Below are 24,912 nucleotides of genomic sequence, written 5' to 3'. Positions count from 1 at the left end.
TCTTCTCAAGGCCTACTCCAAGCCTTCACAATCTTAACCATCGCAATCGTATCCTGCTCGCAATACTTAAGCATGGCATTCCGAACCTCTTCTTTTCGCTCTGGAGTAGTTTGAGTATGAATCGCTTCTTTATACGCCTCTTGCGCCATAGCTCCATCACTCACCTCCAAGTTTGAATAATCCAATTCAGGCGCAATCGTAGGAAGGACCTCTTTGATTGACCAAGAGCCTTTCATGTCAGGGTGGTAGTAATGATTGCGTGCCAGTGGCAGCAAGTCAAAGAATCGCTCGGGGATAGCAAACAACTCAGAAGAGAGATGTGGAAAGTCTGCAGCTAACTCTTTAATACGCGCCCCTTCAAATCCTGCGTTGTAAACAATTACTGGTCCATGTGTAGACAAAGCCTCTATCAATGTTTTTGCAAACATCTCTCTGGGATCGTTTCCAGAAAGATCTAAAAACTCTTGATGTGTAATTGATCCATCCGCCTGCTCAATATGACATGACCACTGAAACGGGAGCTGCATATACGGACGGGTGCCCGCCCAAATGGGAACTGCAAAACCAATCGTCTCGAAATCAAGGTAATACCGGGGATATGGCAACGCTTGTATTTGATTAATAGCTTCTATCTCTAAGATAGCTTGACCACTAAGGGTGGCTGCATGGACTTTGAGGTGCTTGGGATTACTCAAGCGTTCGGCAGGCACATCACGTAAATCTTTATAGCCATCACCTCTTAATTCAGCGGCTATAGCTTTTCCATAAGGCAAGATCTCTACTGGGTACTCCACGCCTTCCTCTGGCGGGGAACAGTAGCTAATAAAGTCACAAGTAAATGGGTTCGTGCATTGCTCACCTGGTTCAATCGCAGGCTCTACCGGCGAAGATAAGGTCTTTTTAGCTGCGTCAACCCAAGATTGCACTTGAGGCATATTGGGCTTTACTTGGTTTGATAAGTCAGCCTCAGCAAATAAGCCTTCGTAATTACCGTCGCCTTGATAGACAAACTGATTATTGATGTAAGCCAAGGCCATGCTCGTAGGCGTGCAACCTGCTTTCTCCATCACCCAACTTTGGACGGTGACATCATCAACATGATAGCTCTTCACACCAGTAGAAGATTTAACCTCCACCAAGCGATAGCTTTCTTTTTCTGGGAATAGTAAATCCGCACGAATCATGACATCTTCTTCAAAGAAAGCGCCTTCAAAGATAGTCTGCCGTTTCGCCACAGCCTCTTTAGTTAGGGCGAGAGCCTCTATTCGGTTAAGCGTCTCTATAAATACGCCGCCTTGATGGTTTTGACGCGCGATGTCGCCGACTTTATTGCCCTCGTCAAATCTGACCTGGGTTGCTGCACTAATTTGGATGAGCTCAGGGCGATTAATTTGCAGCCATAGGCGCTTAGGGCACTGGCGGTGGGCAATGATCTTCGATTTGCTAAGACTTGCCATAAGCTTTTACTGACCCAACTCAGATTGATACTGGGCCCTGCCCTTTTCTAACAAAGCATCAAAAATCTTCTCTAGCTTGGAATTTGATCCTCTGATGCCACCGACTACTGCTGCTGCCCATTCGAAGTATTCCTGCTTTCTTTTGAGGTCCCATCCAGCCGGAGGCGAAGCCAAGATATCTCGAAGGTTGCAGATCTTATCGGCAAGCTTAACCAACTTAGCCTCATGAGAGGAATGAGGAGCGTGTGCAATTTGCTGAAGCTTACGCTCTGCTTTAGGTAGCGCCTTATCGTCTGTAACCTCCAAAACGATTGACGCAATATTTTTTCCGAATGCTTTGGTTAATTCCTCAGCCGTAGTTTGGGTATCTTCAATTGTGTCGTGCAATAAGGCGGCACATAGGACATCCCAATTTAAAACCCCTCCCTCGTTTACGAGAACATCAACTAGCGAGATTGGATGATTGATATATGGAGATGCCTCAACGTCCTTGCGGCGCTGGTCTCGATGCTTGGTTGCAGAAAATGCAAGGGCGGTGACAAATTGATTAATCATGATTCTTTCATTCTATAAGGTTTGTCTAGTGCCACTAGACTCCATTACAGCCTGAATACACGATAGGACAACCAAAGCTCATCAGGTGAGCCACCAACCTAACTTACTCAATAAAGGGCTCTCGAGTCCAATGTTCACGCCCCTCCACCTTGCCTGTGGGGATCTTGCTTTTACGGTGCGACTCTTCTGATCTGATGGCCTCCTCGAAGGCCTTCTCCTGGGCTTCTGCAGCGGCCTTGTTCTTTGCCAACTGCGAAGCGGGTACGACCTCTTTACTCTCAATCATCTGCTTGAGAGTTTTCATGCCTTTTATTTTTCCAACATACTCAAGATCACTCATGCGTTAATCATAATTCTTTCCTAAGGGCGTACCGGGAAAACTTTATTCAAATCCATCGTCTCTAATGGGCTCATTCTGTCCAAGCAAACTCATTCCGCTTGCCACCTTATAAATCGGATCCCTCGCGTTAATTTGCTCTTGCGCCCAACTTATCCAACCACCTAGCTCTTCTTTGTTTTTACGTCTTACAACCCTATTGCCCTTTATGGCTTTTACAAACTCTCTAAGCACGGCTAATTCGTTCCAGCGCTCCGCTGCATCCTTGAGCTGACCCCACCTCCAGACCTCAACCTCCCTAGCCCACTTAATATCGGCCAAACGCTTGCGCTCAGCCAGCTCCTTAGCCTCACTAGACTCTCGCTCCACTCTTGCTATCTTGGCATCAAATGAAAGCTCAGCAATGAGATTTATCAATTTCCCAAGCTGCTCCTCAACGCTAGTCTTTTCAGAGTCTTTAACAATCTTCCAGCCATATATATCGTTATGGCGAATTCTTAGCTCTAGCCTTCCAGATGGAATGTAGTCAATATCCATCATGTATGTATGAGTCTGCCCGCCATGAGTCCAGCTACTTTTTCTCTTCATTGGCTTGGGCGGTTTAGTGCTAACCTCATAGAACTCAATTGTCACTACATCATCATCTCTCATGAATGCGGTAACTTCTGGATTTGAATATTTACGATAGCCACCCAACCGATAACCGCGAGAGGTGAATTCGTTGATGAGGGTCTGAAGTATTCGTTTTACCCGTGGAACGCTATGTGGACCAATCTGGACATCAAAACCAGCTTTAGATTCTGACCTTCCAAATTTTGAGTCGCCTTCCATCTTGAAGTCCTTGAAGGTCTTCTCGATCTCTTCATGGAATTTATTGCCCTTGTAAACCTCTATAACGGGAATAGGCTCAGCAGGCCTCTGTGCCGTTGCCTTCCCATGCTCCAGCTTGGCCCAATAGCCCAATGGCGGCTTAGGTACACCGTACTGCTTGCACCACTTGCCAAGGGCCACATCGGAGAGTCCAATCCGCAACGCAACCTTGGTAGCCGGCTCAGTCCACAGAAGTTCATATATTTCACTGCGTGTGTATGATTCTCTTTCCATCGCCAACCTCTCCAGAATAAGAAGACAATTTATCAAATTGTACGAATGAAATCTGGGGGCATTTTTGGGGGTACTCTTTGAAATTCACACCTTATTGGTGGCACGTAACCATATGATTTTGGGCTACAACATGGCGTTTGGCTTGATCTACGCCTCGATTGTCCAAAGCAATGTTTTACTGGTGGGTAGGCTGGTGGGTAGAAGAGGCTCAAAAAGATAGAGCCATATATATAAAGCCTTCTAGGTCAATTCTGGCGGAGAGGGTGGGATTCGAACCCACGGTACCTTTGACAGTACGCTTGATTTCGAGTCAAGTACATTCGACCACTCTGCCACCTCTCCGAACCAAGGTGCAATTATAGCTACCGATACACAAACCCATGCGCCCAATATTGCCTATCAAATTTAGTAGACATGGTTGATATAGCGTATTAATATAGATATACATTAATGTATATCTATATTAGAAAGGATTCGCCCGTGAACATCCAAATATCAAAATGGGGAAATAGTCTGGCTTTACGCATACCCGCAACGTTGATTAAGCAAATTCAACTCAAAGATGGGGATAAGGTTGAGGCAACCCTATCAAAAGATGGCGCAATAATTATCAGGCCACAAAAATTAGATCGCAAAGCAATTGCAGCTCAACTTAAAGCATTCAGAGATACATTGAAAATGGGTAAATCGGTAATGGATGAAGTCCGATCAGAGGCACGCTATTAGTGATTTATGTTGATACAAGCGTTTTTGTAGCCCTGTGCACAACTGAGCTAAAGAGTGATGATGTTGCTAAATGGTACGCAAATAGTTCGGCAAAGATGATCTCGTCTACTTGGGCATTTACCGAATTCTCTAGTGCACTGAGCCTTAAGGTCAGAACTAGCCAATTAACAGAAAAGCAAAGTCGAGAAGCTTGGAAAAAGTTTGATAGCCTCTGTCAAAGCGATGTTGAACTCTTACCGATCGAAAGCAAAGTATATTATTCAGCCGGAATCTTAGTGGTTGATAGTAAATCAAATCTGAGGGCAGGCGATGCCCTTCACCTGGCTGCAGCGAAGCAATTTAAATCTAAATCTTTGGCCACTCTAGACAAATTTTTAGCCAAAAATGCGAGTAATGTAAAAATTCAGGCTGTTTTAATTTAATCAGATTGGCCTGAGAACCTCTAAACCACCTAAGTAAGGTCGCAAGGCTTTCGGTATAGCGATGCTTCCATCAGCCTGCTGGCAGTTCTCAAGAAGAGCAACACCAGTTCTGCCAACCGCAAGCCCAGAACCATTTAAGGTATGGACTAGCTCTGGCTTACCTTGTCCAGCTTTATATCTTGCTTGCATGCGTCTAGCTTGAAAATCACCCATATTGGAGCAAGAGCTAATCTCGCGGTACGCATTTTGTGATGGGATCCATACTTCAAGGTCATAGGTCTTTGTACTTCCAAAGCCCATATCACCAGTGCAGAGCAATACTTTTCGATAAGGTAGCTCTAGTAGCTCCAAAACCTTTTCTGCATGCGCAGTTAATTCTTCAAGCAACTGCATAGATTCTTCTGGCTTGGCAATTTGTACCAGCTCTACTTTTTCAAATTGATGCTGACGAATCATGCCACGCACATCACGGCCATAACTTCCAGCCTCAGATCTAAAGCATGGGGTATGCGCAACGAATTTGAGTGGCAACTCTTCAGCCGCAGTGATGGTATCACGCACTAAATTGGTAACCGGCACTTCCGCTGTAGGGATGAGATAAAAGTTCTCAACTTTTGCTTCGCCTGCTCCATCTTCACCGCCCATCTGGCGAGGCACCTTGAACAAGTCTTCTTCAAACTTCGGTAACTGACCAGTGCCACGCATAGATGCCGCATTCACCATGAGGGGGACGTTAAGTTCTTCGTATCCATGTTGAGTTGAATGCAGATCGATCATAAATTGCGCTAGTGCACGATGTAGTCTGGCCGCAGGCCCCTTCAGAACCGCAAAGCGTGAGCCACTAATCTTTGCAGCAGATTCGAAGTCGAGGCCTAGTGGCGCGCCCAAGTCCACATGATCTTTCACGGGAAATGAAAACTGGGGGATCGCACCCCAACGCTTCACTTCCTTATTCTCGGTCTCATCTTTACCTACTGGAACCGCTTCATCTGGCAGATTAGGAATACCCATCAGAAAATCCGCAATCTCGGCCTGCAAAACTGCTAAGCGTGCTGCTCCTGATTCCATATCGACGTTAATCTGGGTTGCTTCTGCCATCTCAGCAGCAGCATCTTCACCTTTCCCTTTTTTCATACCAATTGCTTTAGCTAATTGGTTGCGCTTAGCCTGCAATTCCTCAGTACGAGTTTGCAAGGATTTACGCTCGGACTCTAAGGTGTTGAATTTCTCAATATCGAGTTGAAATTTGCGCGTAGCTAAACGGGCAGCAACAGCTGCGATATCTTTACGAAGTAATTGCGGATCAATCATGTAATGCTCTATTGGTTAATGGGTATGTACGTTAGTTTAAGCGTAAGACTTCTGCGCCGGCAGGTGGCGCAAAGGTAAAGCGATTGGCGGGCAGGTTCACATTGAGCTGGATCTTGTCGAGCGTGACCAGAACAACACTCCCAAGGCCATCAATGAGTTCTAACGCTTTGGGTAAGCCGTTAGCCATTCCGACTGAGATCTTGGTATACGGCAAGTCATTGCCATTTTTTGTATTGGGGATTTTCTTGGGTACCAGGGCAACCCATTTCATACCCAGACGATCTTCGCCCTCGACCAAATCAAAATGCTGATCCAGAGAGGTCTCTCCAAATAGGATTGCAGCAGGAGTAGTCGCTAAAGCTTGTCCAGCAGGCCTAAAGGTAGCCTGATTTAAATCCTTATCCCACATGATAAGTTGCTTGCCGTCGGCAATCAGTTTTTGCTCGTATGGTTTTTGGGTATCCCAAATAAATCGGCCTGGGCGCTGAAATACAAAACGTCCCTGCGTTTGGCGAACCACTTTTAAACCCTTGTCTTGGGGTTCATTTGCTTTGGGTGCACGTAACTGCTGTTGCACAAACTCACCCTCAGCTGTTTTAGAGTTGCGCACGAACTGACGCAACTGCTCTGCGCCACTATCACCTTGTGAAAGTGCCGCCCCTGAAAACAGAATAGCTATTCCTAAAAATGCTGCAGAAAAAAATCTTTGCAAAATGACTGCCTTACTCTGAGGCGCGATGCAAAATCTCGCGATTACCACCGTTACCCATTTTCGATACCAGACCTGCTTTTTCCATATCTTCCAGTAAGCGGGCTGCGCGGTTATAGCCAATGCGTAAGTGGCGCTGCACCAACGAGATCGATGGACGCTTGTTTTCTAAAACAATAGCGACTGCTTGGTCATACAAAGGATCAGCTTCGCCACCGCTCTCACCAGTCAGAGCATCGATAGTTGATTCGTCAGCGCCTTCCAGAACGCCATCAATGTAGTTAGCCTCATTCTTCTCTTTGAGCCACTCGACCACGCGATGAACCTCATCGTCAGAAACAAAGGCGCCATGGACACGAACCGGTAAGCCGGTACCCGGCGCCATATAGAGCATGTCACCCATACCCAGCAGCGCTTCAGCACCCTGTTGATCCAGAATCGTACGACTATCGATCTTGCTACTCACCTGGAAGGAAATACGAGTTGGTACGTTGGCCTTGATCAGACCGGTAATCACATCCACACTAGGACGTTGCGTTGCCAAGACCAAATGAATACCTGCAGCACGCGCCTTTTGAGCAATACGGGCGATTAACTCTTCGATCTTCTTACCGGAGACCATCATCAAGTCTGCCAACTCATCAATCACGATGACTATCGCTGGCGCTTTATAAATTGGCTCCGGATCATCAGGAGTCAAACTAAATGGATTAGTAAGCTTCTCACCTTTTTCTTCGGCCTCTAAGATTTTTTTATTGAAGCCAGCAAGGTTACGCACACCAAACTTACTCATGAGCTTGTAGCGACGCTCCATCTCATTGACAGCCCAATTGAGAGCGTTATACGCTTGCTTCATGTCAGTAACTACAGGGCACAACAGATGCGGAATCTTGTCGTACATTGCCATCTCGAGCATCTTCGGATCAATCATGATCAGGCGCACTTCATCAGGCTTCGCCTTAAAGAGAATGGACAGAATCATGGCGTTGATACCAACGGACTTACCAGCACCAGTAGTACCAGCAACCAAGCAATGCGGCATCTTCGCTAAGTCAGCAACGACGGGGCTACCTGAAATATCCTTACCCAACGCAAGGGTCAAATTAGAGTGGCTATCGTTATAAACCTGAGAACTCAAAATCTCTGACAGGTAAACCGATTGTCGCGTTGGATTTGGTAACTCCAGTGCCATGCAAGTTTTACCTGGAATGGTTTCTACTACACGCATACTCACCACGCCTAGAGAGCGCGCGAGGTCACGTGAGAGATTGACAATCTGACTACCCTTTACACCAACAGCAGGATCAATTTCGTAACGAGTGACTACTGGGCCTGGGTAGGCTGCAATGACTTTCACCTCTACGTTGAACTCGGCCAACTTGCGCTCAATTAAGCGAGAAGTGAATTCCAAGACATCTGCTGAAATAGTTTCTTTTACTTCTGGGACGGAATCCAATAGAGCTAAGGGTGGCAATTCTGAATCTGGAATATCCACAAAGAGTGGCTGCTGTTTTTCACGCTCAACGCGGGCGCTCTTCGGAATTTCTACTGGGGCACGAACAATCTGCACCGGCTTAGCAATTTCCACCCGCCCACGAAACTCTTCAACGAACTCTTCGCGCTCTTCAGCAGCCGCTTCACCTAACTTGCGGTCTTCTTCGCTATCGCGACGCTCACGTAAACGGTTGTAAGCAAGCTCAAGGGTGCGACCTACTTTTTCAGCAACGTCTAACCAGGAAAAGTGGAGGAATAAAGACAGGCCAGCACATAGAGTGAATAACAATATTAAGGTAGAGCCCGTAAAACCCAAGGTCATCTGCAAAGGATCGCCAATCAGCTCGCCCAAAATACCCCCAGGAGGCCTAGGAAGGTCCCAGGTCAGCGAATGCATGCGAATGGACTCAAGACCCATGCTGCTCAATAAAGTCAGCCCAAAGCCCAACCAACGCACTACTAGGGAGTCTGGTTTAGCGTCTGGATCTAATGGAAGCGGAATACTCCAAAGTTCACGCCAGCCACTCAGGACTCGGCGGCCAAAGAGCACGACCCACCAAAATGCAGATATACCGAAGATATAGAGCAATAAGTCAGCCAAATAGGCTCCAAAACGTCCGCCCAGGTTCTTGGGAGCCTCAAAGCTGGCATGCGACCAAGCTGGATCCGCCTTGGAATAAGTCACCAAAATAGCCAATAAACCCAAACAAAGACCAACCGAGATAAACCAACGGGCTTCTAAAAGGAGGCGGGGCGTCCTACCCTGCCCTTGATTCTCAGGGGGCTGGAGGCCTAAAGGCGTTTTGGACTTCTGGTATGCGGTTCTAGCCATGTTCCACCGATTGTAATCAAGCAATCCTATAATTTGAATATGACTACAAATACCCCAAAACACTCCAAAGTTCTCATCCTCGGTTCAGGCCCTGCTGGCTACACAGCTGCCGTATATGCGGCTCGAGCCAATTTGAGCCCCACCCTCGTTACTGGCCTGGCACAGGGCGGCCAATTAATGACCACAACAGATGTAGAAAACTGGCCAGCTGACCCAGATGGCGTCCAAGGCCCAGAGCTAATGGACCGTTTTTTAAAGCATGCTGAGCGCTTTAACACCAACATCATCTTTGACCACATACACACTGCTGCCCTGACTGAAAAACCCATCCGCTTGGTTGGCGACTCGGGAACTTACACTTGTGATGCCTTGATTATTTCCACAGGTGCTTCTGCTCAATACATTGGCCTTCCAAGTGAGGAAGCATTTATGGGTCGCGGTGTTTCTGGATGCGCGACATGTGATGGATTCTTCTATCGCAATCAAGATGTGTGTGTAGTCGGTGGCGGTAACACTGCTGTTGAAGAAGCGCTTTACCTAACTGGCATCGCCAAAAAGGTTACCGTGATTCATCGTCGCGATAAATTCCGTGCAGAGCCAATCCTCAATGACCGCCTCATGGCCAAAGTAGCTGAAGGCAAAGTTGAGCTCAAATTGAACTCCACGCTTGACGAAGTCTTGGGCGATGAAAAAGGCGTTACTGGTGTTCGTATTAAGAAGGCGGATGGCAGCACAGAAGATCTTGCGGTAACGGGTGCCTTTATTGCGATTGGCCATAAACCGAATACTGAGCTATTTATTGGTCAGCTCGATATGAATAACGGCTACATCAAGACACACTCTGGTTTAGAAGGCAATGCTACTGCTACCAACATCCCTGGCGTATTTGCAGCAGGCGATGTGCAGGACCATATCTATCGTCAAGCGATTACTAGCGCAGGCACAGGCTGTATGGCTGCGTTAGATGCTCAGCGTTACTTGGAGACTTTGGATTAATACAGGTAATTTAAAGCATCAAATAAAAATACCTAGCATTGCTAGGTATTTTTATTTCTAAGTTAAGCATCAAGCACTGAGGGCAAGTAATGCAATTTCAGGCGCCCTATCTAAAATCTTCAATAAAGCTTTTGCAGCACCAGTGGGGCTGCGTTTTCCTTGCTCCCAGTTTCGAATAGTTTCTAAAGAGACTTCGATACGTTTAGAGAACTCTTGCTGAGACAGGCCAATTCTCTCTCGTACACCTTTTGCATATTGAGCAGCGTCTAACATGGCCTCCGCATCATCTTGATGTTGATGCAATTTAATTAAACGTTCCGATGTAGCGTCGAGTAATTTTTTATCGACAAATCCTTTAGGAAAGCTACTAGGATCATTTAGATCCATGCTAACTCGAATGATTTTCTTCATGGCAATTCCTTTTTATTAATAGTAGGCCAATGGCCTACCACTAGTCAAGCAAGCTAGGACTCATATCGATAAGCTTCACTACAGAAAGCCTTAAAATAGAAGTAATAAAGCATTCATGGCTTTAATAGCAAGAAATAGCTTTAATCTTCAGCAGCATGGTCTCGCCTCTTTGCTAAGATCAGAGCGCACATTAATCACAAACCGGAGTATTTATGAGTTACGACAAGGTCAGCCCAGGTAAGAAAATTCCAGAAACATTCAACGTCATTATTGAGATCCCAATGAATGCGGATCCAGTGAAGTATGAAGTGGATAAAGAAACTGGCTGCCTCTTCGTAGATCGCTTCATGGGTACAGCAATGCACTACCCATGTAACTACGGTTACATCCCTAAAACAGTTGCTGGTGATGGCGACCCTGTAGACGTCCTCGTCATTACCCCATTTGCATTGGTGCCAGGTTCAGTCATCAGCTGCCGCGCTATCGGCATGTTGGAAATGGAAGATGAAGGCGGCCAAGATGCCAAGTTGTTGGCTGTTCCAGAAGACAAGATTTTGCCAATCTATAAGAATTTGCAAAAGCCCGAAGATGTCAACGAATTACTTCTTGCCCAAATTCAGCACTTCTTCGAGCACTACAAGGATCTCGAAAAAGGTAAGTGGGTAAAAGTGAAAGGTTGGACTGGTGTTGCGGGTGCCCATAAAGAAATTTTGGACGGCATCGAAGGCTATGCCAAGTCACAGAAATAATTAAGAAGCCATTGGAGTGAGCTCGCAAAAAATCGCCCTAGCGCAAATCAATCCTCTTTTGGGTGATTTGCCTGGCAATGCGCAGCTCATCTCACAAGCTGCCGCAGATGCTTATGCACAAGGCGCCACAGTAGTTCTCACGCCCGAGCTCTCGCTCACCGGATACCCTCCAGAGGATTTGTTATTGCGCCCAGCCTTTATTGAGGCAGCAGATCGAGAACTCAGTTGTTTAATACTGGAGCTCCAGAAATTTTCAGGACTAACTGTCATCGTTGGCCACCCCAAGAAGACTGCTGCTGGTCTACAAAACTATGCCTCAGTCATTCGTGATGGCAAGATCATTGCTGGCTATGCCAAACAAGAGTTGCCTAATCATGAAGTGTTTGATGAGGTGCGTTATTTCACGCCAGGTAATGAAGCCTGCGTCTTTGAAAATGCCGGTATTCAGTACGGACTCATTCTGTGTGAAGATGCATGGCATGCAGGCCCAGCAAAACAAGCTCATGCAGCTGGCGCCCAAGTACTACTGGTTCTCAATGCCTCTCCTTATCACCTGCAAAAAGAATCTTTACGTATTAAGGTGCTGCGCAAACAAATTGCTCTAAGTAAGATGCCATTGATTTATGTAAACGCAGTAGGTGGTCAAGATGAACTAGTTTTTGATGGTGGCTCATTTGCTTTAAATAGCGCAGGCAAAGTAGTGATGACCATGCCGCAATTTGAGACTGCTCTTGGCTATGTAGATGTCAACGCCTCCGCTGATTTAGTGCCAGGAGCAATGGTTACTCCATCCAGTGTGGAAAGCCAGGCTTATCAAGCACTTGTTCTGGGTGTGCGTGACTATGTTCAGAAAAATCGTTTTCCGGGGGTCATTATTGGCCTCTCGGGTGGAGTTGATTCTGCATTGGTGTTAGCGATAGCAGTAGATGCATTGGGTGCAGACAAAGTTCGCACTGTCATGATGGCCTCGCGCTATACCGCTGACATCTCTTGGATTGATGCCAGAGAAATGGCTCAGAATCTAGGCGTTCAATATGATGAGATCCCAATTAGTGAGCCTGTTGATGCGTTGGAACATGCCTTAGCTGAACAATTTAAGGGCCTCAAACTCGATGCTACTGAAGAAAATATTCAGGCACGGGTACGTGGCACTCTCCTGATGGCACTTTCAAATAAAACAGGTCGTCTAGTTTTAACAACAGGCAATAAGAGTGAAATGGCTGTGGGCTACTGCACTTTATATGGAGATATGGCTGGTGGCTTTGCAGTCATTAAAGATATTGCCAAAACTTTGGTCTATCGTTTGTGTACTTATCGCAACAGTATTGCCCCGATCATTCCAGAGCGGATCTTGACTCGCGCCCCTTCCGCAGAATTGCGCCCCGATCAGACCGATCAAGACAGCTTGCCATCGTACGAAATATTGGATGGCATCGTAGAGCGCTATATGGAGCAAAACCAATCCATTGCCCAAATGATTGCTGCTGGTTTTGATCCTGACAGCGTCGAAAAAGTCACTCGCCTCATTAAGCTCAATGAGTACAAACGTCGCCAAGCACCTCCCGGCGTTCGAGTCACTACTAGAGCCTTTGGGCGGGACTGGCGCTACCCTATTACCTCCCAATTTAGGGCGTAACAAGGCACTGGTTTTTAGTTCTAGGTATGATTACTGTATTAAGGGGAAATTTATGAAGCTAATCACATCCGTTATTAAGCCGTTCAAACTCGATGAAGTTCGTGAAGCCTTAGCTGAAGTAGGCGTTACCGGACTGACCGTTACCGAAGTTAAAGGCTTTGGTCGCCAAAAAGGGCATACCGAACTCTATCGCGGTGCAGAGTATGTAGTCGACTTTTTACCTAAAGTAAAAGTTGAAGTAGTCGTTTCTGATGATCGCGTAGATTCAGTAATTGAGGCAATTACTAAAGCCGCGCGCACAGGCAAGATTGGTGATGGAAAGATTTTCGTTAGCCCAATCGAGCAGGCTATTCGTATTCGCACTGGCGAAACTAACGACTCAGCGGTTTAAGTACCAGCATTCGATGCACTAACTTGCTAACTCCGAGGGTTAGCGCAGCTGAGAATCTGTCCGGTCTGCTGATGGAGCCGCTACTTCAGCGGCTTCCAATATTAAAGTTTTGTAATTCAGGTTTGTCAGGCGCACTTTTGCGCCCTGAAAAAACACGTCAGCCTGAGCAAGGCCGCTAGTGAGAACTTTGAATGGAGGCTTGCCATAAAAGGATACCCCCGTACTAGGCTCAATAAGCTTGTTTTGTATCTTCCCAGAAGCATCGCTGACGCAAACAACTTGCTTTGACTTCACCTGTACATAAACCATGTCTGCCGCCTTGCGCGGTGCATCTGTTTTATAACTAATAATGCCCTCTTCAGCAGGGCATGCTACTGCGGCTTCAGTACTGGCAACGGGAACTGGAGGCACCACTACTGCTGCTACAGTGGGTACCTGGGCTGCTGGTACCGACTCCACTGGCACCGCCGCTGGCACAGGCTCAATGATTTCTTCTTTTACAAGGACGATTTCTGCTGGTTTTTCCGGGAAAAATACAGACTGTAAATTCACTACCGCAAATGCTGCTGCTGCAGCTACGCTCAACCCAAGAAACAGTTTCTTTTGTGAAGCCGATTTTGGCCGTGAGATGACTTGATTCAGGGGCGCCTCTTTTGCCTGAACTTTTTTTTCTGCTAAGGGCGGCTGACTTTCTTGCGCTTGCTCTTGAGTTTGGACGGCCTCTATTTTTGCCTCTAGCTTTTTAGAAGACTCTTTTTTAACTTTCTCAATCTTTGGAGCTGCTGATAATTTAACCTCTGCAATTGGTAACTGCAATGTGCTTGAGGTCTCAGGGGCAGTTGCACCGAAATCAAACGCCTCTTCATCACTTAACTTGAGCAGGTTGGCTACTTTCTTGGCAGCAGTTGCTTTAATTTGAGCGCTATAAAAGGAGCTAGTTTCACCATTTTCAATCTGTTCAATTTGGCGCGTGGATAGACAGGCCATTCCACCGAGCTCTTTAGTACTTAAGCTCAGCTTTTCGCGCGCCTTAATGAAGGCCTCTTTGCGAATCTCAGGAAGTTTGGTATTGATGTTCACAAAAGTGATTTAAGTGCTTTACTCATCGTAATCGTATCCAATAATAGTGACGATTCAAAGACAGGTAAATTAGCTCAATAGCTAGCTATTCTGGAGGTTTTCTAAATCGGATTCAAGGTACTTTGCAACTAATATTTGCACTGAATCCACACCCATCTTATCCATCACTCTAGCCTTGTGAACCTTGATCGTGGCATCAGTTGTACCCAACTTGACAGCAATATCCTTGTTGAGCAATCCCTTCACCAGCCAAAAACAGACTTCCCTCTCTCTAGGAGTGAGGGTTGCGTAGTCTTTCTTAGTTTCTACCTCTTTAGAAACCCGCTTGAGCTGACGTCTATCAAACTCAAGGGCATCTGCAACTGCCTTCAGTAAATCTTCTAAATTAAAGGGCTTAAAGAGGAAATCTACAGCGCCACGCTTGAGACTGGTAACAATTTGGTGGGGATGACTCTGACCACTGACAAACACAATGGGGGTTTTACGGCCTAGTTGGACTAATTTTTCCTGTAAATCCAATCCGGTCACATCCGGCATTTGCATATCGAGCAATATGACAGCTGGTGCTACTGGTACGGAATGCTCTAAAAATGCCCCTGCGGAGGAAAAATCTTCCACGATATAACCGACATCCTTGAGCATTCGGCTCAAAGAGGTACGCATCGACTCATCGTCATCAATTAGGTAGATGTGGCCAACTTTAGTCATTGAATTTAAAAGGAAAAGTAATAGATAAGGCAATGTACCGCAGCTTTTTTACGAAGGATATTAGCTTCAGAGCCAATAATGAGGCCAAATCAACAAATACAATAGATAAATCTCTTTGTTGCGATGCAGAACAAAGGCATAGGAATGAAGCATAAAGCCCTGCATTCCGCCTTGTATCACGGCACAATAGTGCTTTTCGACAAATTCTTTTCTGGAGTAACTATCAGTATGAAACGCCTCAATGAACGCTCGCGCAATGTCACCGAAGGGGTTGCTCGCGCTCCCAATCGCTCAATGTATTACGCGATGGGCTATGAAGAGAAGGATTTTGTAAAGCCGATGGTTGGCGTGGCTAATGGCCATTCCACCATTACCCCTTGTAATAGTGGTTTGCAGAAACTCGCTGATGCAGCAGTAAGCGCTCTTGAGGAAGCGGGTGCAAAAGCGCAAATGTTTGGCACTCCGACCGTGTCAGACGGTATCGGGATGGGTACCGAGGGTATGAAATACTCCCTCGTCTCGCGTGAAGTCATTGCCGACAGCATCGAGGTTTGTGTAAATGGTCTATGGCAGGACGGCGTTCTAGTCATTGGCGGTTGCGATAAAAACATGCCAGGCGGAATGATGGCGATTGCGCGTACTAACGTACCAGCAATTTATGTTTATGGCGGAACCATTAAGCCAGGCCATTTCAAAGGTAAAGAGCTCAATATTGTTTCTGCATTTGAAGCTGTTGGTGAATTCACCTCAGGCCGTCTCAGCGAAGAAGATCTGAAGGGTGTTGAGCAAAATGCTTGTCCAGGTAGCGGCTCCTGCGGAGGTATGTATACCGCCAACACCATGAGCTCCTCATTCGAAGCCTTAGGCATGAGCCTGCCTTACTCATCCACCATGTCTAACGTAGATGCTGAAAAAGTCACTAGCGCCCATGATTCAGCAATTGTCTTAGTTGAGGCTATCAAAAATAATTTACGTCCACGCGACATCATTACCAAGAAATCGATTGAGAACGCTGTAAGCGTCATCATGGCAGTGGGCGGCTCTACCAATGCGGTTCTGCATTTTCTGGCGATCACTAGCGCTGCTGAAATCGATTGGACAATTGATGACTTTGAGCGCATTCGTAAGCGCGTACCCGTGATCGTGGATATGAAACCATCTGGCCAGTATTTAGCAACCGACCTTCACCAAGCTGGCGGCATTCCGCAGGTGATGAAGATCTTGTTGGATGGCGGACTCTTGCATGGTGACTGCATGACTATCACCGGCAAAACCATTGCTGAGACATTGAAAGATATTCCATCCGTGCCGCGTGCCGATCAAAAAGTGATCCGTACTTTAGACACCCCACTTTACAAACAAGGTCACTTAGCCATCCTCAAGGGCAATATCTCTCCTGAAGGTTGCGTTGCCAAAATTACCGGCCTCAAGAATCCATCTATTACTGGTCCTGCTCGCGTATTTGATTCTGAGGATGATGCAATGGCAGCCATCATGGCGCAGAAGATCAAAGATGGTGACGTTGTGGTCATTCGCTACGAGGGTCCTAAAGGCGGTCCTGGCATGCGCGAGATGCTTGCCCCTACCTCTGCCCTCGTTGGCCAGGGCTTAGGCGAGACAGTAGGTCTGATTACTGATGGCCGCTTCTCTGGCGGTACTTGGGGTATGGTTGTAGGTCACGTTGCTCCTGAGGCTTATGTGGGAGGTGTAATTGCCCTGATTCATGAGGGTGACTCTGTCACGATCGATGCCCATAAGTTACTCATTCAACTCAATGTGAGCGATGATGAGATTGCGAAGCGTCGAGCTGCATGGGTACAACCTAAGCCACGTTACACCCGTGGCTTGCTAGCTAAATATGCCAGCTTGGCAAGTAGTGCTAGTAAAGGCGCAGTGACTGACTTGGATTTAAAAATCTAAATTCACTAACCCAACTAAAAAGCCCCTAAGTAAAACTAGGGGCTTTTTAGTTGCGCATACTACTTAAGCTTCAGCTTAGTGCCTCATTGCACCTGGGCTGCCCATGGCATTCACAGGCATTTTTACCTCTACTTCGCCCGCTTTAGCAAACTTCAGCTTTACTGGAACCATCTCACCAGCAGCTAATGGCGCTTTAATATTTATGAACATCAAATGCAGGCTCCCTGGCTTTAATTCAACTGCGCCACCTGCTGGCACGGGGATATCTTTGACCTGACGCATTTTCATGACCTGTCCATCCATCGACATCTCATGTAACTGCACTTCACCTGCAATGGGTGAGCTAGCAGAAATCAACTGATCAGCAGCGCCTTTATTTTCAATCTTCATAAAGCCACCGGCAGCCATTTGGCCCGGTACTGTAGCGCGAGTGTAGGCATTTTCAATTTGAACGCTACCTACCTTGGCAGTTTGCGCATGTGAATTACCACCACAAGCGATGATCAAAAGCGATAATGTCACTAACAAAGTATTACTCTTCATGTGTACTTCCTCCCAGTAAATTCATTTCAATATGTAATTAAAGTTAATAGTAAATTTCGTCAAATTAATTCTTTCAATCCTATGTGCATTCGCCCCATTCTCCTCATCATTATTGCCCTGAATTGCCCAATCGCTTTTGCAGCGTTAGAAATTGGACAGGCGGCACCCAATATCGAAGGCACTCTTATTAATGGCAAGGCATTTTCTATGAGCGCGAATAAGGGTAAGGTTATTTTGGTTAACTTTTGGGCCAGCTGGTGCGAGCCCTGCAGAGAAGAAATGCCCATCATCGAAGCATACCTAAAGAAAAATAAAGCAAAAGGGCTCGAGGTTTTGGCTATCACCATGGATAAACCCTCTGATATCTTGCAAGCCAATAAGATCATGAATCAATATTCCTTTTTATCGGCCGACAAAAAACAAGTCGACTTCTCTGGATACGGGAGAATTTGGCGCATACCAAGTACATTCATTATTGATAAGCAGGGAATTCTAAGAAAGAATGGTCTCACTGGCGAGCCTAAGCTTGACTTAAAAACTCTAGAGGAGATTGTTACCCCGCTTCTTCAATAGCTCCTTAAAAATGTACCCTCACCCCCATTGAGGCAATGTAACTTGGCACTATCTGAATGCCATTCACATTTTGATAGATGGGTAGCTGTATGTTGGCATAGACCTGAGTTTTTTCACTCACCCGATATAGCAAGCCTGGCGTCAGATAAGCAAGCGTACCCCCAGTTGCGAAGGTATCAGCAGCGGTACCGCTATCGACTCTCTTATTCAGAACATTCAACTGCAGGGTTGGCACCCAACTCTCAAAGGCTTGATAGTTAACGCCCAAGTTCATGTTCGCTGAATTCCCGGGTCGATAAGTGCCGCCATAGACACCATCGGGGTTGGGCGCATTGGTTGGTACGGATTGCACCATCACCGCTGCTTGATATTGAAGCTGTGCAAAATACCCCCAATTTTCACTGCCACTGATAAAGCCAAACTGATAAGCTCCCACGATTAAATCAGTAGAGCCACTACCCGCCTGCAGTCCGGGGTCGATCATAGTCTGCCCGCCAGCCACTAGACTGCCTGTTTGATTGCGAGCGCCAGTGGGTAATTTAAGTCCGTACTGTAAGCCCCAATCCTTTTGCTCCGCAAAGCCAAAGTAGCGGCCAATAATTTTGATATCGCCCACTCCGGAAGTTTTGGAGCTATACGCACCATCACCCTGCTCAGGTGGACCACCGCCATCTGCAAATGCTCCAAAAGTACTATGACTGCGCATGATGTAGGGAAGGATCGCAGTTACCCCCCAACTCTCACCATTGCTGTAATCCAAGGAGCCGGTAACATAATTATTTTGCGTATAGTTTTCAACCTCATTACCCGTGGCAGCAGCCGCAGACTGGGATATGGACCTAGTGCCGGATCGCAGTTTATTTTGATTCACAGCATCGTAGCGGATATCTAAGGTCCAACCTTCAGTCATTCCCATGCCCTGAGTACCAATATCGGTATTCAAGCTACAGCCACAACTCGAGCAAGCGATTGATGCGGCAGAAGGCAATGCTAATGCCATCAGAACTACTATTTTTCTTAACTTCATTTTTATTTCCCCACACAACATGACGGCAACAAATGAATTACCTTGTTACCAACTACATAGCTAGGCTATGCCCTTAATCATTTTTAGGCTGGTGAAGGGGGTGCTGTAGAAAGTGGGGTTACCCAAACGGCAAGCGGCTTGGGTGATTGATAGAAAAGCTGTGGCAGCAAAGCAAATGTTTGCGGCGCTTGGAATGTCAGATTGGCATTAAAAGCTGGGTTAATCATGCTCTGAGCTAAGCAATACGGACAAGGCTGCGCGCCCACCAGATCCACCTGATCATCAGTTTGCACTTGAATCTGCATATTCATGCCGTCTGCAGAACAGATCTCCATTGCAAAACCTTGACCATGTTTTGCAAGCGATACCGCTTGAGAAACTGCTGGCGCAAGCGCACTCATTGCGATTGCTAGAGCAACAATCCAGTGCATGAGGCGGTTTTTACGGAAATTCATTATGAGTAAGATTTTATCTTAATAATATTGCAGGCTTGAAAATGCAAAAGAGGTCCCTAAGGACCTCTTTTATGCTTCATAAAACTGAATTACATCGAAGCTGAGCGCTCGATCAATTTGCGACGCATTGGACGCAATACGAACCAAGCCAAGATTGCAGCAGTTCCATTCAAGAAACTCGCAACCCAGAACACCACTTCCCAACCACCAGTAGTGGCCACCAATACGCTAGATAAAGGTACTAGCAATGAAGCAGTTCCTTTTGCCGTGTAGAGAAGGCCTGCGTTACCAGCAGCGTATGTTGATCCAAAAGTATCAGCGTTAGTTGATGGAAACAAGCTATAGATCTCACCCCAAGCAAAGAACACTAAACCGGTTAACAGAACAAACATGACTGGATCACGACCGAGGTAGTACAAACCAAGAATACCTAAGCACTCAAATGTGAAGCACAGTGTCATTGTTTGCTCACGGCCAATCTTGTCTGATACCCAACCAAAGAAAGGACGTGTCAAACCATTCAATACGCGGTCAACAGTCAAAGCAAAGGTCAATGCAGGTAATGCCAAGCCCATCAAGCTCACTGTTACACCAGCAATTTGGAAGTCTTTAGCAATTGGGCCTAATTGGGCGGTAGCCATCAAGCCACCAGCAGCAACCATTACGAACATGAGGTACATGATCCAGAACACAGGCTGCTTGATCATTTCCATCGGACGGAAATCCTTGCGAGTTTGAGCAACGCTAGCTCTCACGGTAGTGATAGCGCTCTTGATCGGCTTAGACAGCAATAAGCTGAGGACAACAACGATGATGCCTTGCCAAATGCCGAAGTACCAAAACGCATCTTGATAACCTTGATTAGCAATCATGTTTGCAATTGGAATCACAGTCAATGCAGAGCCAGCACCAAAGCCAGCAGCAGTCATACCAGCCGCTAAACCGCGACGATCCGGGAACCACTTGAGGGCGTTACCTACGCAAGTACCGTAAACAGCACCAGCGCCTACACCACTAACAGCGGCAGCCATATAGAGCATTGTTAATGTGTCTGCATGGGCATTCATCATCCAGCCTAGACCACATAAGATGCCGCCGACAAATACTACTGGCCGCGGGCCAAACTTATCTACTAAGTAACCTTCAATAGGCACTAACCAAGTCTCAGTCAGAACGAAAATGGTGAAGGCAACTTGAATTGCTGCACGACCCCAACCAAACTTTGCGTCAATTGGGTTCACAAATAAAGTCCAACCATATTGCAAGTTTGCAATCATCGACATACAAATAATGCCGATTAGTAGCTGAAACCAACGACCCCCTAAAGGTCCTGCAGTTTTCTCGCCGCTCATCCGTAATCTCCTATTTTTTACTATTCACAAATACTATCGTCGCCCAAAAATTGGGATACACGATTTTTAAGCATTAAAAGAATCAATGTCTTGATAGCAATCAAGTTTCCTTTAAAACCCTACTAGTGATTACCCTTGACCTAAGCATAAGAAACATGAGGCAGTTTTAACTGCTTTGAACTTCATGCGGATGACTTTGAAGAATTTTTGGCAAAGAAAAAGTCACCCGGAGGTGACTTTCTTGTGATCGTAATTTTTTAAATTACATGCCGCGATAAGCGCCGTCGCAATCATAGTGACGAGCAGTTTGTTTTGGGCTAGTTTTGCTTTCAGAAAAAAGCTGGTTGATCATATTCAATAAAACGGTCATTTGAATCTCCTTAAGGGTTAATACCTACAGTATAACCCTAATTCTATTGCTGTGCAGCAAAGAGAGTAACGGCTTATTTTCGCATGAAGTTCAATTATCAGTTTGATAAGCTATTGTTTTTATTAGATATTTAATTTAATTTAATGGAAAAACGGATTTCAGCTGGAAATATTGGGTTTATTCAAATACCCATCACAAGCCTCTTTCGCTTTCAGTATTTCAAGTGCAAAGACATGAAAAAAAGGGGCTCACGCCCCTTTTTTGTTTGTTGTCCATCACCTTTCGAATACTTTGATCCTATGCCGTATCAGCCTTTTTCTTACCTATTAATTTGCCAATCAAGGGCCAGAAAAGTAGCAATAAGGCGATAGAAGTAATGGTTGCTACAAGATAGTTTGAGAAGAATATATCTAAGCTTCCCTGCGAGAACAGCATCGATTGACGGAAAGAGTCTTCCGCACGATCGCCCAATACCAAGGCCAAGACCATAGGCGCCATTGGGTAGTCAAGCTTCTTAAAGATATAACCGAGCACACCGAAGCCCAACATCAACCATACGTCAAAGGTAGCGTTATGAACGGTATATGCACCCACGGCACAAATCACAATAATGACTGGCGCAATGATTGAAAATGGGATTCTCAAGATAGATGCAAACAATGGCACACAGGTCAACACTACAAATAGGCCAGCTAAGTTGCCAAGATACATACTAGCAATCAAGCCCCAAACAAAGTCAGGCTTCTCTACGAAGAGTAAAGGACCTGGCTGTAAACCCCAGATCAACAAACCACCAAGTAAGACTGCTGCTGTTGGTGAGCCTGGAATTCCTAGGGATAGCATTGGCAACAAGGCGGCGGTACCAGCAGCATGTGCTGCAGTTTCTGGGGCCACAATACCCTCCATTTTACCGGTACCAAACTTGTCGCCATCTTTAGAAACGCGCTTAGCAACACCATAGGCCATAAAGGATGCAGGTGTGGCACCACCAGGAGTGATACCCATCCAGCAACCAATCAAACAGCTGCGCAATGAAGTGGCCCAGTACTTAGGCAATTGTTTCCATGTCTCAAGAACAACCTTGCCACGGATCTTGGCAGCCGCCCCTTGAAATGCGAGTCCTTCTTCCATTGATAGCAAGATCTCGCCAATACCAAACAAACCAATCACAGCAATCAAGAAGTCAAAGCCACGCATTAACTCTGGGTTACCAAAAGTTAAACGCAATTGGCCTGTGACCGTATCCATACCAACAGTTGCCAAAGCAAACCCAAGCATCATGGCAGAAATTGTTTTAAATGGTGAGCCCTTATTCATGCCCACAAAACTGCAGAAGGTGAGCAGGTACACCGAGAAGAATTCGGGAGGCCCGAATTGCAATGCAAACTTAGCGACTAGTGGCGCTAAAAAAGTAATCATCACAATGGCAAAAAAAGCACCCACAAATGAAGAAGTAAACGCAGCAGTTAAAGCCTCGCCCGCCTTACCATTACGAGCCATTGGATAACCATCAAAGGTTGTCGCTACCGACCAAGGCTCGCCAGGAATATTAAACAAAACAGAAGTAATTGCACCGCCAAACAATGCGCCCCAATAAATACAGGAAAGCATAATGATTGCGGAAGTTGGCGGCATTGTGAAAGTCAATGGCAATAGAATCGCAATCCCATTTGCACCCCCAAGACCAGGCAATACGCCAATAATCACACCAAGTGTTACACCAATTAACATCAACAATAGATTAAAGGGTGTCATTGCAATTGCAAAACCACTGAACAGAGCGTTAATTTCTTCCAACTCGTACTCCTTTGTTTCTAATCTTTTTTGATTGTATTTATTAGTTCACGCCAAAAAATTCGAGCGGGTTGAACCATGAACCATGTGGTAATGGCACTTGAAACCAGAACTCGAACATAAGGTAAAGGGCTGCACTAACCCCAACCGATACAACAATAGCTTTCCAAATTGGGTATTTGCCGAGCCAAACCATAAAGATGGCGATGTAGAAAACGGAGGAAACGTAAATGCCAATTAACTGCACACCAAGAACAAAAACAATTGCTGGTAATAAGACTGCCATTACTTGCTTGAAGGACTCCCTACTAACAAACGATTCTGCCTTCTTTTCCTTATCCACGATTGCCGCTTGATACAAAGTAACCGAGCTCGAAAGCATGATGATTAAGCTAATGTAAAAAGGAAAGTACCCAGCCTCTGGGCCATCACTACCCCAGCTAGCACCCAACTTTAAACTTCCAATCATGACTGTGAGACCCACCGCAAGAAATAAAAGGGCGGCAATGATGTCCATTACTCTTACGCTGATTACTGAATCTTCGTTTGAATTATTTGTTTTTTCAGACATTTTTTTCACTAATTAAAGTTAATTAATACGCTTACTTAAAAATAAGCCCCCCACGATAGAGGGCTTATCTCATTTTTTGCAAATTACTTAGCCAAGAATCCAGCTTCAGTCATTAATTGCTTGTGCAGAGCCTCATTCAGAGTCAACCAATTTCTAAACTCTTTACCAGTCATGAATGTTTGATTAAATGCACCATCGGCCATGAACTTCTTCCAGTCTGGTGTAGCGCGCACTTTCTTGAACAATTCAATGTAGAAATCAACTTGCTCTTGCGTCACACCAGGAGCCATAAAGATACCACGCAACATGGTGTAGTCAGTCGTTACACCCGCCTCTTTGCAAGTTGGCACGTCATACCATGATTGAGTATCCGTAATTTTTTCTTTGTATGGCATGCGGGTGTCATCAAAGACGCATAAGGCACGTAATTTATTGGCGCGCCACTGGGCCACGGCTTCAATGGGATTGTTCACAGAAGAATCAATGTGGTTACCAACAAGCTGAACAGCCACCTCGCCACCCCCTTTAAATGGGATGTAAGTAAACTTAGCGCCCGTTGCTTTTTCAATTGCTACGGTAATAATTTGATCCTCTTGCTTAGATCCGGTACCACCCATTTTAAATTTACCTGGGCCGGCAGCTTTAGCGGCGTCAATATATTCTTTAGCCGTCTTGTAAGGCTTTTCTGTGTTATCCCACAAAACAAATTGATCAAGCGCCAACATAGCTACCGGCGTAATGTCTTGCCAGTTAAATGGAACGCCAGTTGCCAATGGAGTTGTAAATAAATTAGAGAGCGTGATCACAATCTTATTTGGATCGCCTTTAGCTTCTTTCATAGCCAAGAAACCTTCAGCGCCTGCACCAGCGCCTTTATTTACAGGGATGATGGCCTGCTTCATGAGCTTATTTTTGGTAATTATCCCTTGAATCATGCGAGCCATTTGGTCGGCGCCACCGCCAGGGCCGGCTGGAATAATAAACTCGACTGGTTTTGTTGGCTCCCATACTGCGTATGCAGGTGATACACCAAAAGTAGGAAGGATTAATGCGGCAGAAACGAAAGCCACGCTGAACTTCATCTTCATAAAAATACTCCTTCTTATTAAAATGGACATCTCAATTTGGCTATCTTTATTTATTCAAAATGACTTTGGCAAACTCATGGACATTCAATGGGTAGACTGCCTATAAATTTTATAAACATCACTTAATGTACATTTATTTTTCAATACCAATTTAATTTTCTGCACCCAGAATGCCTACTATTAATAGGGGATTAACTTTTTAGCGCCTTAAAGCATTAAAAGTTGACTTGATCAGGGTTAACCCTGAAAAGAGTTGAAAAGTGTGTCGCCTGCAAAAGCTAAATAAAAACAGTGTGTCTTA

The 24,912-nt window shown here is 45.7% G+C and carries 25 protein-coding genes and 1 tRNA gene; 8 read left to right on the top strand and 18 right to left on the bottom strand.

Annotated elements, in window-relative coordinates; all coding sequences use genetic code 11:
• Positions 1–5: 5 nt before the first annotated feature.
• The 5 genes from C2747_RS10560 to C2747_RS02715 form a co-directional block, all read right to left on the bottom strand.
• A complete protein-coding gene (locus tag C2747_RS10560; RefSeq protein ID WP_251374806.1) occupies positions 6–1,457 on the bottom strand; it encodes a DUF2779 domain-containing protein in 1,452 nt (483 codons plus the stop codon).
• Between the two features lie 6 nt (positions 1,458–1,463).
• A complete protein-coding gene (locus tag C2747_RS02730) occupies positions 1,464–2,009 on the bottom strand; it encodes an HD domain-containing protein (RefSeq protein WP_215333048.1) in 546 nt (181 codons plus the stop codon).
• A gap of 106 nt (positions 2,010–2,115) precedes the next feature.
• On the bottom strand, positions 2,116–2,352 hold the full coding sequence (locus C2747_RS02725; protein ID WP_215332209.1) for a hypothetical protein: 237 nt from the start codon (positions 2,350–2,352) through the stop codon (positions 2,116–2,118).
• Between the two features lie 42 nt (positions 2,353–2,394).
• Positions 2,395–3,453, bottom strand: coding sequence for a hypothetical protein (locus tag C2747_RS02720; protein WP_215332208.1), 1,059 nt, complete (start codon positions 3,451–3,453; stop codon positions 2,395–2,397).
• A 252-nt stretch (positions 3,454–3,705) separates the two neighbouring features.
• Positions 3,706–3,795 (bottom strand) — tRNA-Ser (locus tag C2747_RS02715).
• 138 nt (positions 3,796–3,933) lie between these two features.
• On the opposite strand from C2747_RS02715, the gene C2747_RS02710 reads away from it, so the two are divergent.
• Positions 3,934–4,179 (top strand): AbrB/MazE/SpoVT family DNA-binding domain-containing protein, encoded by a 246-nt coding sequence (locus tag C2747_RS02710; protein ID WP_215329537.1) that lies wholly within the window; start codon positions 3,934–3,936, stop codon positions 4,177–4,179.
• The gene (locus tag C2747_RS02705; protein ID WP_215332206.1) at positions 4,179–4,601 is read left to right on the top strand and encodes a type II toxin-antitoxin system VapC family toxin; all 423 of its coding nucleotides are present in this window, start codon (positions 4,179–4,181) and stop codon (positions 4,599–4,601) included. The genes C2747_RS02710 and C2747_RS02705 overlap by 1 nt, the downstream gene beginning before the upstream one ends.
• Here C2747_RS02705 and serS read toward each other — a convergent pair whose 3' ends face one another.
• From serS to C2747_RS02690, 3 genes are read right to left on the bottom strand one after another with little or no spacing between them, the layout of a single operon-like run.
• Positions 4,602–5,912, bottom strand: a complete 1,311-nt coding sequence (serS, locus tag C2747_RS02700) for a serine--tRNA ligase (protein WP_215332204.1) — start codon at positions 5,910–5,912, stop codon at positions 4,602–4,604. It abuts the gene before it with no gap.
• A 31-nt stretch (positions 5,913–5,943) separates the two neighbouring features.
• Entirely contained in the window at positions 5,944–6,624 is a 681-nt protein-coding gene (gene lolA / locus C2747_RS02695; RefSeq protein ID WP_215332202.1) for an outer membrane lipoprotein periplasmic chaperone LolA, read from the bottom strand.
• A gap of 10 nt (positions 6,625–6,634) precedes the next feature.
• Positions 6,635–8,947 carry a DNA translocase FtsK gene (locus tag C2747_RS02690; RefSeq protein WP_215332201.1) on the bottom strand — a complete coding sequence of 771 codons (2,313 nt, stop codon included), beginning with the start codon at positions 8,945–8,947 and terminating at the stop codon, positions 6,635–6,637.
• 39 nt (positions 8,948–8,986) lie between these two features.
• Between C2747_RS02690 and trxB the strand changes: the two genes are divergently transcribed.
• Positions 8,987–9,943 carry a thioredoxin-disulfide reductase gene (trxB, locus tag C2747_RS02685; protein ID WP_215332200.1) on the top strand — a complete coding sequence of 319 codons (957 nt, stop codon included), beginning with the start codon at positions 8,987–8,989 and terminating at the stop codon, positions 9,941–9,943.
• A gap of 69 nt (positions 9,944–10,012) precedes the next feature.
• Here trxB and C2747_RS02680 read toward each other — a convergent pair whose 3' ends face one another.
• Positions 10,013–10,354 carry a helix-turn-helix domain-containing protein gene (locus C2747_RS02680; RefSeq protein ID WP_251374805.1) on the bottom strand — a complete coding sequence of 114 codons (342 nt, stop codon included), beginning with the start codon at positions 10,352–10,354 and terminating at the stop codon, positions 10,013–10,015.
• 212 nt (positions 10,355–10,566) lie between these two features.
• Here C2747_RS02680 and ppa point away from each other — a divergent pair, with 212 nt between their 5' ends.
• From ppa to glnK, 3 genes are read left to right on the top strand one after another with little or no spacing between them, the layout of a single operon-like run.
• The gene (ppa, locus tag C2747_RS02675) at positions 10,567–11,103 is read left to right on the top strand and encodes an inorganic diphosphatase (RefSeq protein ID WP_215332199.1); all 537 of its coding nucleotides are present in this window, start codon (positions 10,567–10,569) and stop codon (positions 11,101–11,103) included.
• A 16-nt stretch (positions 11,104–11,119) separates the two neighbouring features.
• Positions 11,120–12,739 (top strand): NAD+ synthase, encoded by a 1,620-nt coding sequence (locus C2747_RS02670; protein WP_215332198.1) that lies wholly within the window; start codon positions 11,120–11,122, stop codon positions 12,737–12,739.
• Positions 12,740–12,791: 52 nt separating this feature from the next.
• Positions 12,792–13,130, top strand: a complete 339-nt coding sequence (gene glnK, locus C2747_RS02665; protein ID WP_215332197.1) for a P-II family nitrogen regulator — start codon at positions 12,792–12,794, stop codon at positions 13,128–13,130.
• A 39-nt stretch (positions 13,131–13,169) separates the two neighbouring features.
• On the opposite strand, the gene C2747_RS02660 is transcribed toward glnK, so the two are convergent.
• Positions 13,170–14,210 carry a helix-turn-helix domain-containing protein gene (locus tag C2747_RS02660; RefSeq protein ID WP_215332196.1) on the bottom strand — a complete coding sequence of 347 codons (1,041 nt, stop codon included), beginning with the start codon at positions 14,208–14,210 and terminating at the stop codon, positions 13,170–13,172.
• 81 nt (positions 14,211–14,291) lie between these two features.
• On the bottom strand, positions 14,292–14,918 hold the full coding sequence (locus C2747_RS02655) for a response regulator transcription factor (RefSeq protein ID WP_215332195.1): 627 nt from the start codon (positions 14,916–14,918) through the stop codon (positions 14,292–14,294).
• Between the two features lie 228 nt (positions 14,919–15,146).
• Between C2747_RS02655 and ilvD the strand changes: the two genes are divergently transcribed.
• Positions 15,147–16,838 carry a dihydroxy-acid dehydratase gene (gene ilvD, locus C2747_RS02650; RefSeq protein ID WP_215333046.1) on the top strand — a complete coding sequence of 564 codons (1,692 nt, stop codon included), beginning with the start codon at positions 15,147–15,149 and terminating at the stop codon, positions 16,836–16,838.
• 75 nt (positions 16,839–16,913) lie between these two features.
• Here ilvD and C2747_RS02645 read toward each other — a convergent pair whose 3' ends face one another.
• A complete protein-coding gene (locus C2747_RS02645) occupies positions 16,914–17,381 on the bottom strand; it encodes a copper chaperone PCu(A)C (protein WP_215332194.1) in 468 nt (155 codons plus the stop codon).
• A gap of 81 nt (positions 17,382–17,462) precedes the next feature.
• Between C2747_RS02645 and C2747_RS02640 the strand changes: the two genes are divergently transcribed.
• The gene (locus C2747_RS02640; RefSeq protein WP_215306297.1) at positions 17,463–17,954 is read left to right on the top strand and encodes a TlpA family protein disulfide reductase; all 492 of its coding nucleotides are present in this window, start codon (positions 17,463–17,465) and stop codon (positions 17,952–17,954) included.
• A gap of 4 nt (positions 17,955–17,958) precedes the next feature.
• Here C2747_RS02640 and C2747_RS02635 read toward each other — a convergent pair whose 3' ends face one another.
• The 6 genes from C2747_RS02635 to C2747_RS02610 all read right to left on the bottom strand — a co-directional run bounded on the left by C2747_RS02635 (position 17,959) and on the right by C2747_RS02610 (position 24,605).
• Positions 17,959–18,981 (bottom strand): TonB-dependent receptor, encoded by a 1,023-nt coding sequence (locus C2747_RS02635; RefSeq protein ID WP_215332192.1) that lies wholly within the window; start codon positions 18,979–18,981, stop codon positions 17,959–17,961.
• A gap of 83 nt (positions 18,982–19,064) precedes the next feature.
• On the bottom strand, positions 19,065–19,436 hold the full coding sequence (locus C2747_RS02630) for a DUF2946 domain-containing protein (protein WP_215332190.1): 372 nt from the start codon (positions 19,434–19,436) through the stop codon (positions 19,065–19,067).
• A gap of 89 nt (positions 19,437–19,525) precedes the next feature.
• Complete coding sequence (oxlT, locus tag C2747_RS02625; RefSeq protein ID WP_215332188.1) at positions 19,526–20,788, bottom strand: oxalate/formate MFS antiporter; 1,263 nt, start codon at positions 20,786–20,788, stop codon at positions 19,526–19,528.
• 667 nt (positions 20,789–21,455) lie between these two features.
• Positions 21,456–22,955, bottom strand: coding sequence for a tripartite tricarboxylate transporter permease (locus C2747_RS02620; protein WP_215332186.1), 1,500 nt, complete (start codon positions 22,953–22,955; stop codon positions 21,456–21,458).
• Between the two features lie 40 nt (positions 22,956–22,995).
• The gene (locus C2747_RS02615) at positions 22,996–23,523 is read right to left on the bottom strand and encodes a tripartite tricarboxylate transporter TctB family protein (protein ID WP_215332184.1); all 528 of its coding nucleotides are present in this window, start codon (positions 23,521–23,523) and stop codon (positions 22,996–22,998) included.
• 83 nt (positions 23,524–23,606) lie between these two features.
• A complete protein-coding gene (locus tag C2747_RS02610) occupies positions 23,607–24,605 on the bottom strand; it encodes a Bug family tripartite tricarboxylate transporter substrate binding protein (RefSeq protein WP_251374852.1) in 999 nt (332 codons plus the stop codon).
• Positions 24,606–24,912 lie beyond the last annotated feature (307 nt).

The sequence above is a fragment of the Polynucleobacter corsicus genome, assembly GCF_018688255.1.
GTDB classification, from domain to species: Bacteria; Pseudomonadota; Gammaproteobacteria; order Burkholderiales; family Burkholderiaceae; genus Polynucleobacter; species Polynucleobacter corsicus.
This window is presented reverse-complemented; position numbering and strand designations above follow the sequence as displayed.

Coding starts and splice junctions, on each gene's coding strand:
- C2747_RS10560 (WP_251374806.1), bottom strand. CDS start 1,457: ATGGCAAGTCTTAGCAAATCGAAGATCATTGCCCACCGCCAGTGCCCT.
- C2747_RS02725 (WP_215332209.1), bottom strand. CDS start 2,352: ATGAGTGATCTTGAGTATGTTGGAAAAATAAAAGGCATGAAAACTCTC.
- C2747_RS02720 (WP_215332208.1), bottom strand. CDS start 3,453: ATGGAAAGAGAATCATACACACGCAGTGAAATATATGAACTTCTGTGG.
- serS (WP_215332204.1), bottom strand. CDS start 5,912: ATGATTGATCCGCAATTACTTCGTAAAGATATCGCAGCTGTTGCTGCC.
- C2747_RS02690 (WP_215332201.1), bottom strand. CDS start 8,947: ATGGCTAGAACCGCATACCAGAAGTCCAAAACGCCTTTAGGCCTCCAG.
- trxB (WP_215332200.1), top strand. CDS start 8,987: ATGACTACAAATACCCCAAAACACTCCAAAGTTCTCATCCTCGGTTCA.
- C2747_RS02680 (WP_251374805.1), bottom strand. CDS start 10,354: ATGAAGAAAATCATTCGAGTTAGCATGGATCTAAATGATCCTAGTAGC.
- ppa (WP_215332199.1), top strand. CDS start 10,567: ATGAGTTACGACAAGGTCAGCCCAGGTAAGAAAATTCCAGAAACATTC.
- glnK (WP_215332197.1), top strand. CDS start 12,792: ATGAAGCTAATCACATCCGTTATTAAGCCGTTCAAACTCGATGAAGTT.
- C2747_RS02655 (WP_215332195.1), bottom strand. CDS start 14,918: ATGACTAAAGTTGGCCACATCTACCTAATTGATGACGATGAGTCGATG.
- ilvD (WP_215333046.1), top strand. CDS start 15,147: ATGAAACGCCTCAATGAACGCTCGCGCAATGTCACCGAAGGGGTTGCT.
- C2747_RS02645 (WP_215332194.1), bottom strand. CDS start 17,381: ATGAAGAGTAATACTTTGTTAGTGACATTATCGCTTTTGATCATCGCT.
- C2747_RS02640 (WP_215306297.1), top strand. CDS start 17,463: ATGTGCATTCGCCCCATTCTCCTCATCATTATTGCCCTGAATTGCCCA.
- C2747_RS02635 (WP_215332192.1), bottom strand. CDS start 18,981: ATGAAGTTAAGAAAAATAGTAGTTCTGATGGCATTAGCATTGCCTTCT.
- C2747_RS02630 (WP_215332190.1), bottom strand. CDS start 19,436: ATGAATTTCCGTAAAAACCGCCTCATGCACTGGATTGTTGCTCTAGCA.
- oxlT (WP_215332188.1), bottom strand. CDS start 20,788: ATGAGCGGCGAGAAAACTGCAGGACCTTTAGGGGGTCGTTGGTTTCAG.
- C2747_RS02615 (WP_215332184.1), bottom strand. CDS start 23,523: ATGTCTGAAAAAACAAATAATTCAAACGAAGATTCAGTAATCAGCGTA.
- C2747_RS02610 (WP_251374852.1), bottom strand. CDS start 24,605: ATGAAGTTCAGCGTGGCTTTCGTTTCTGCCGCATTAATCCTTCCTACT.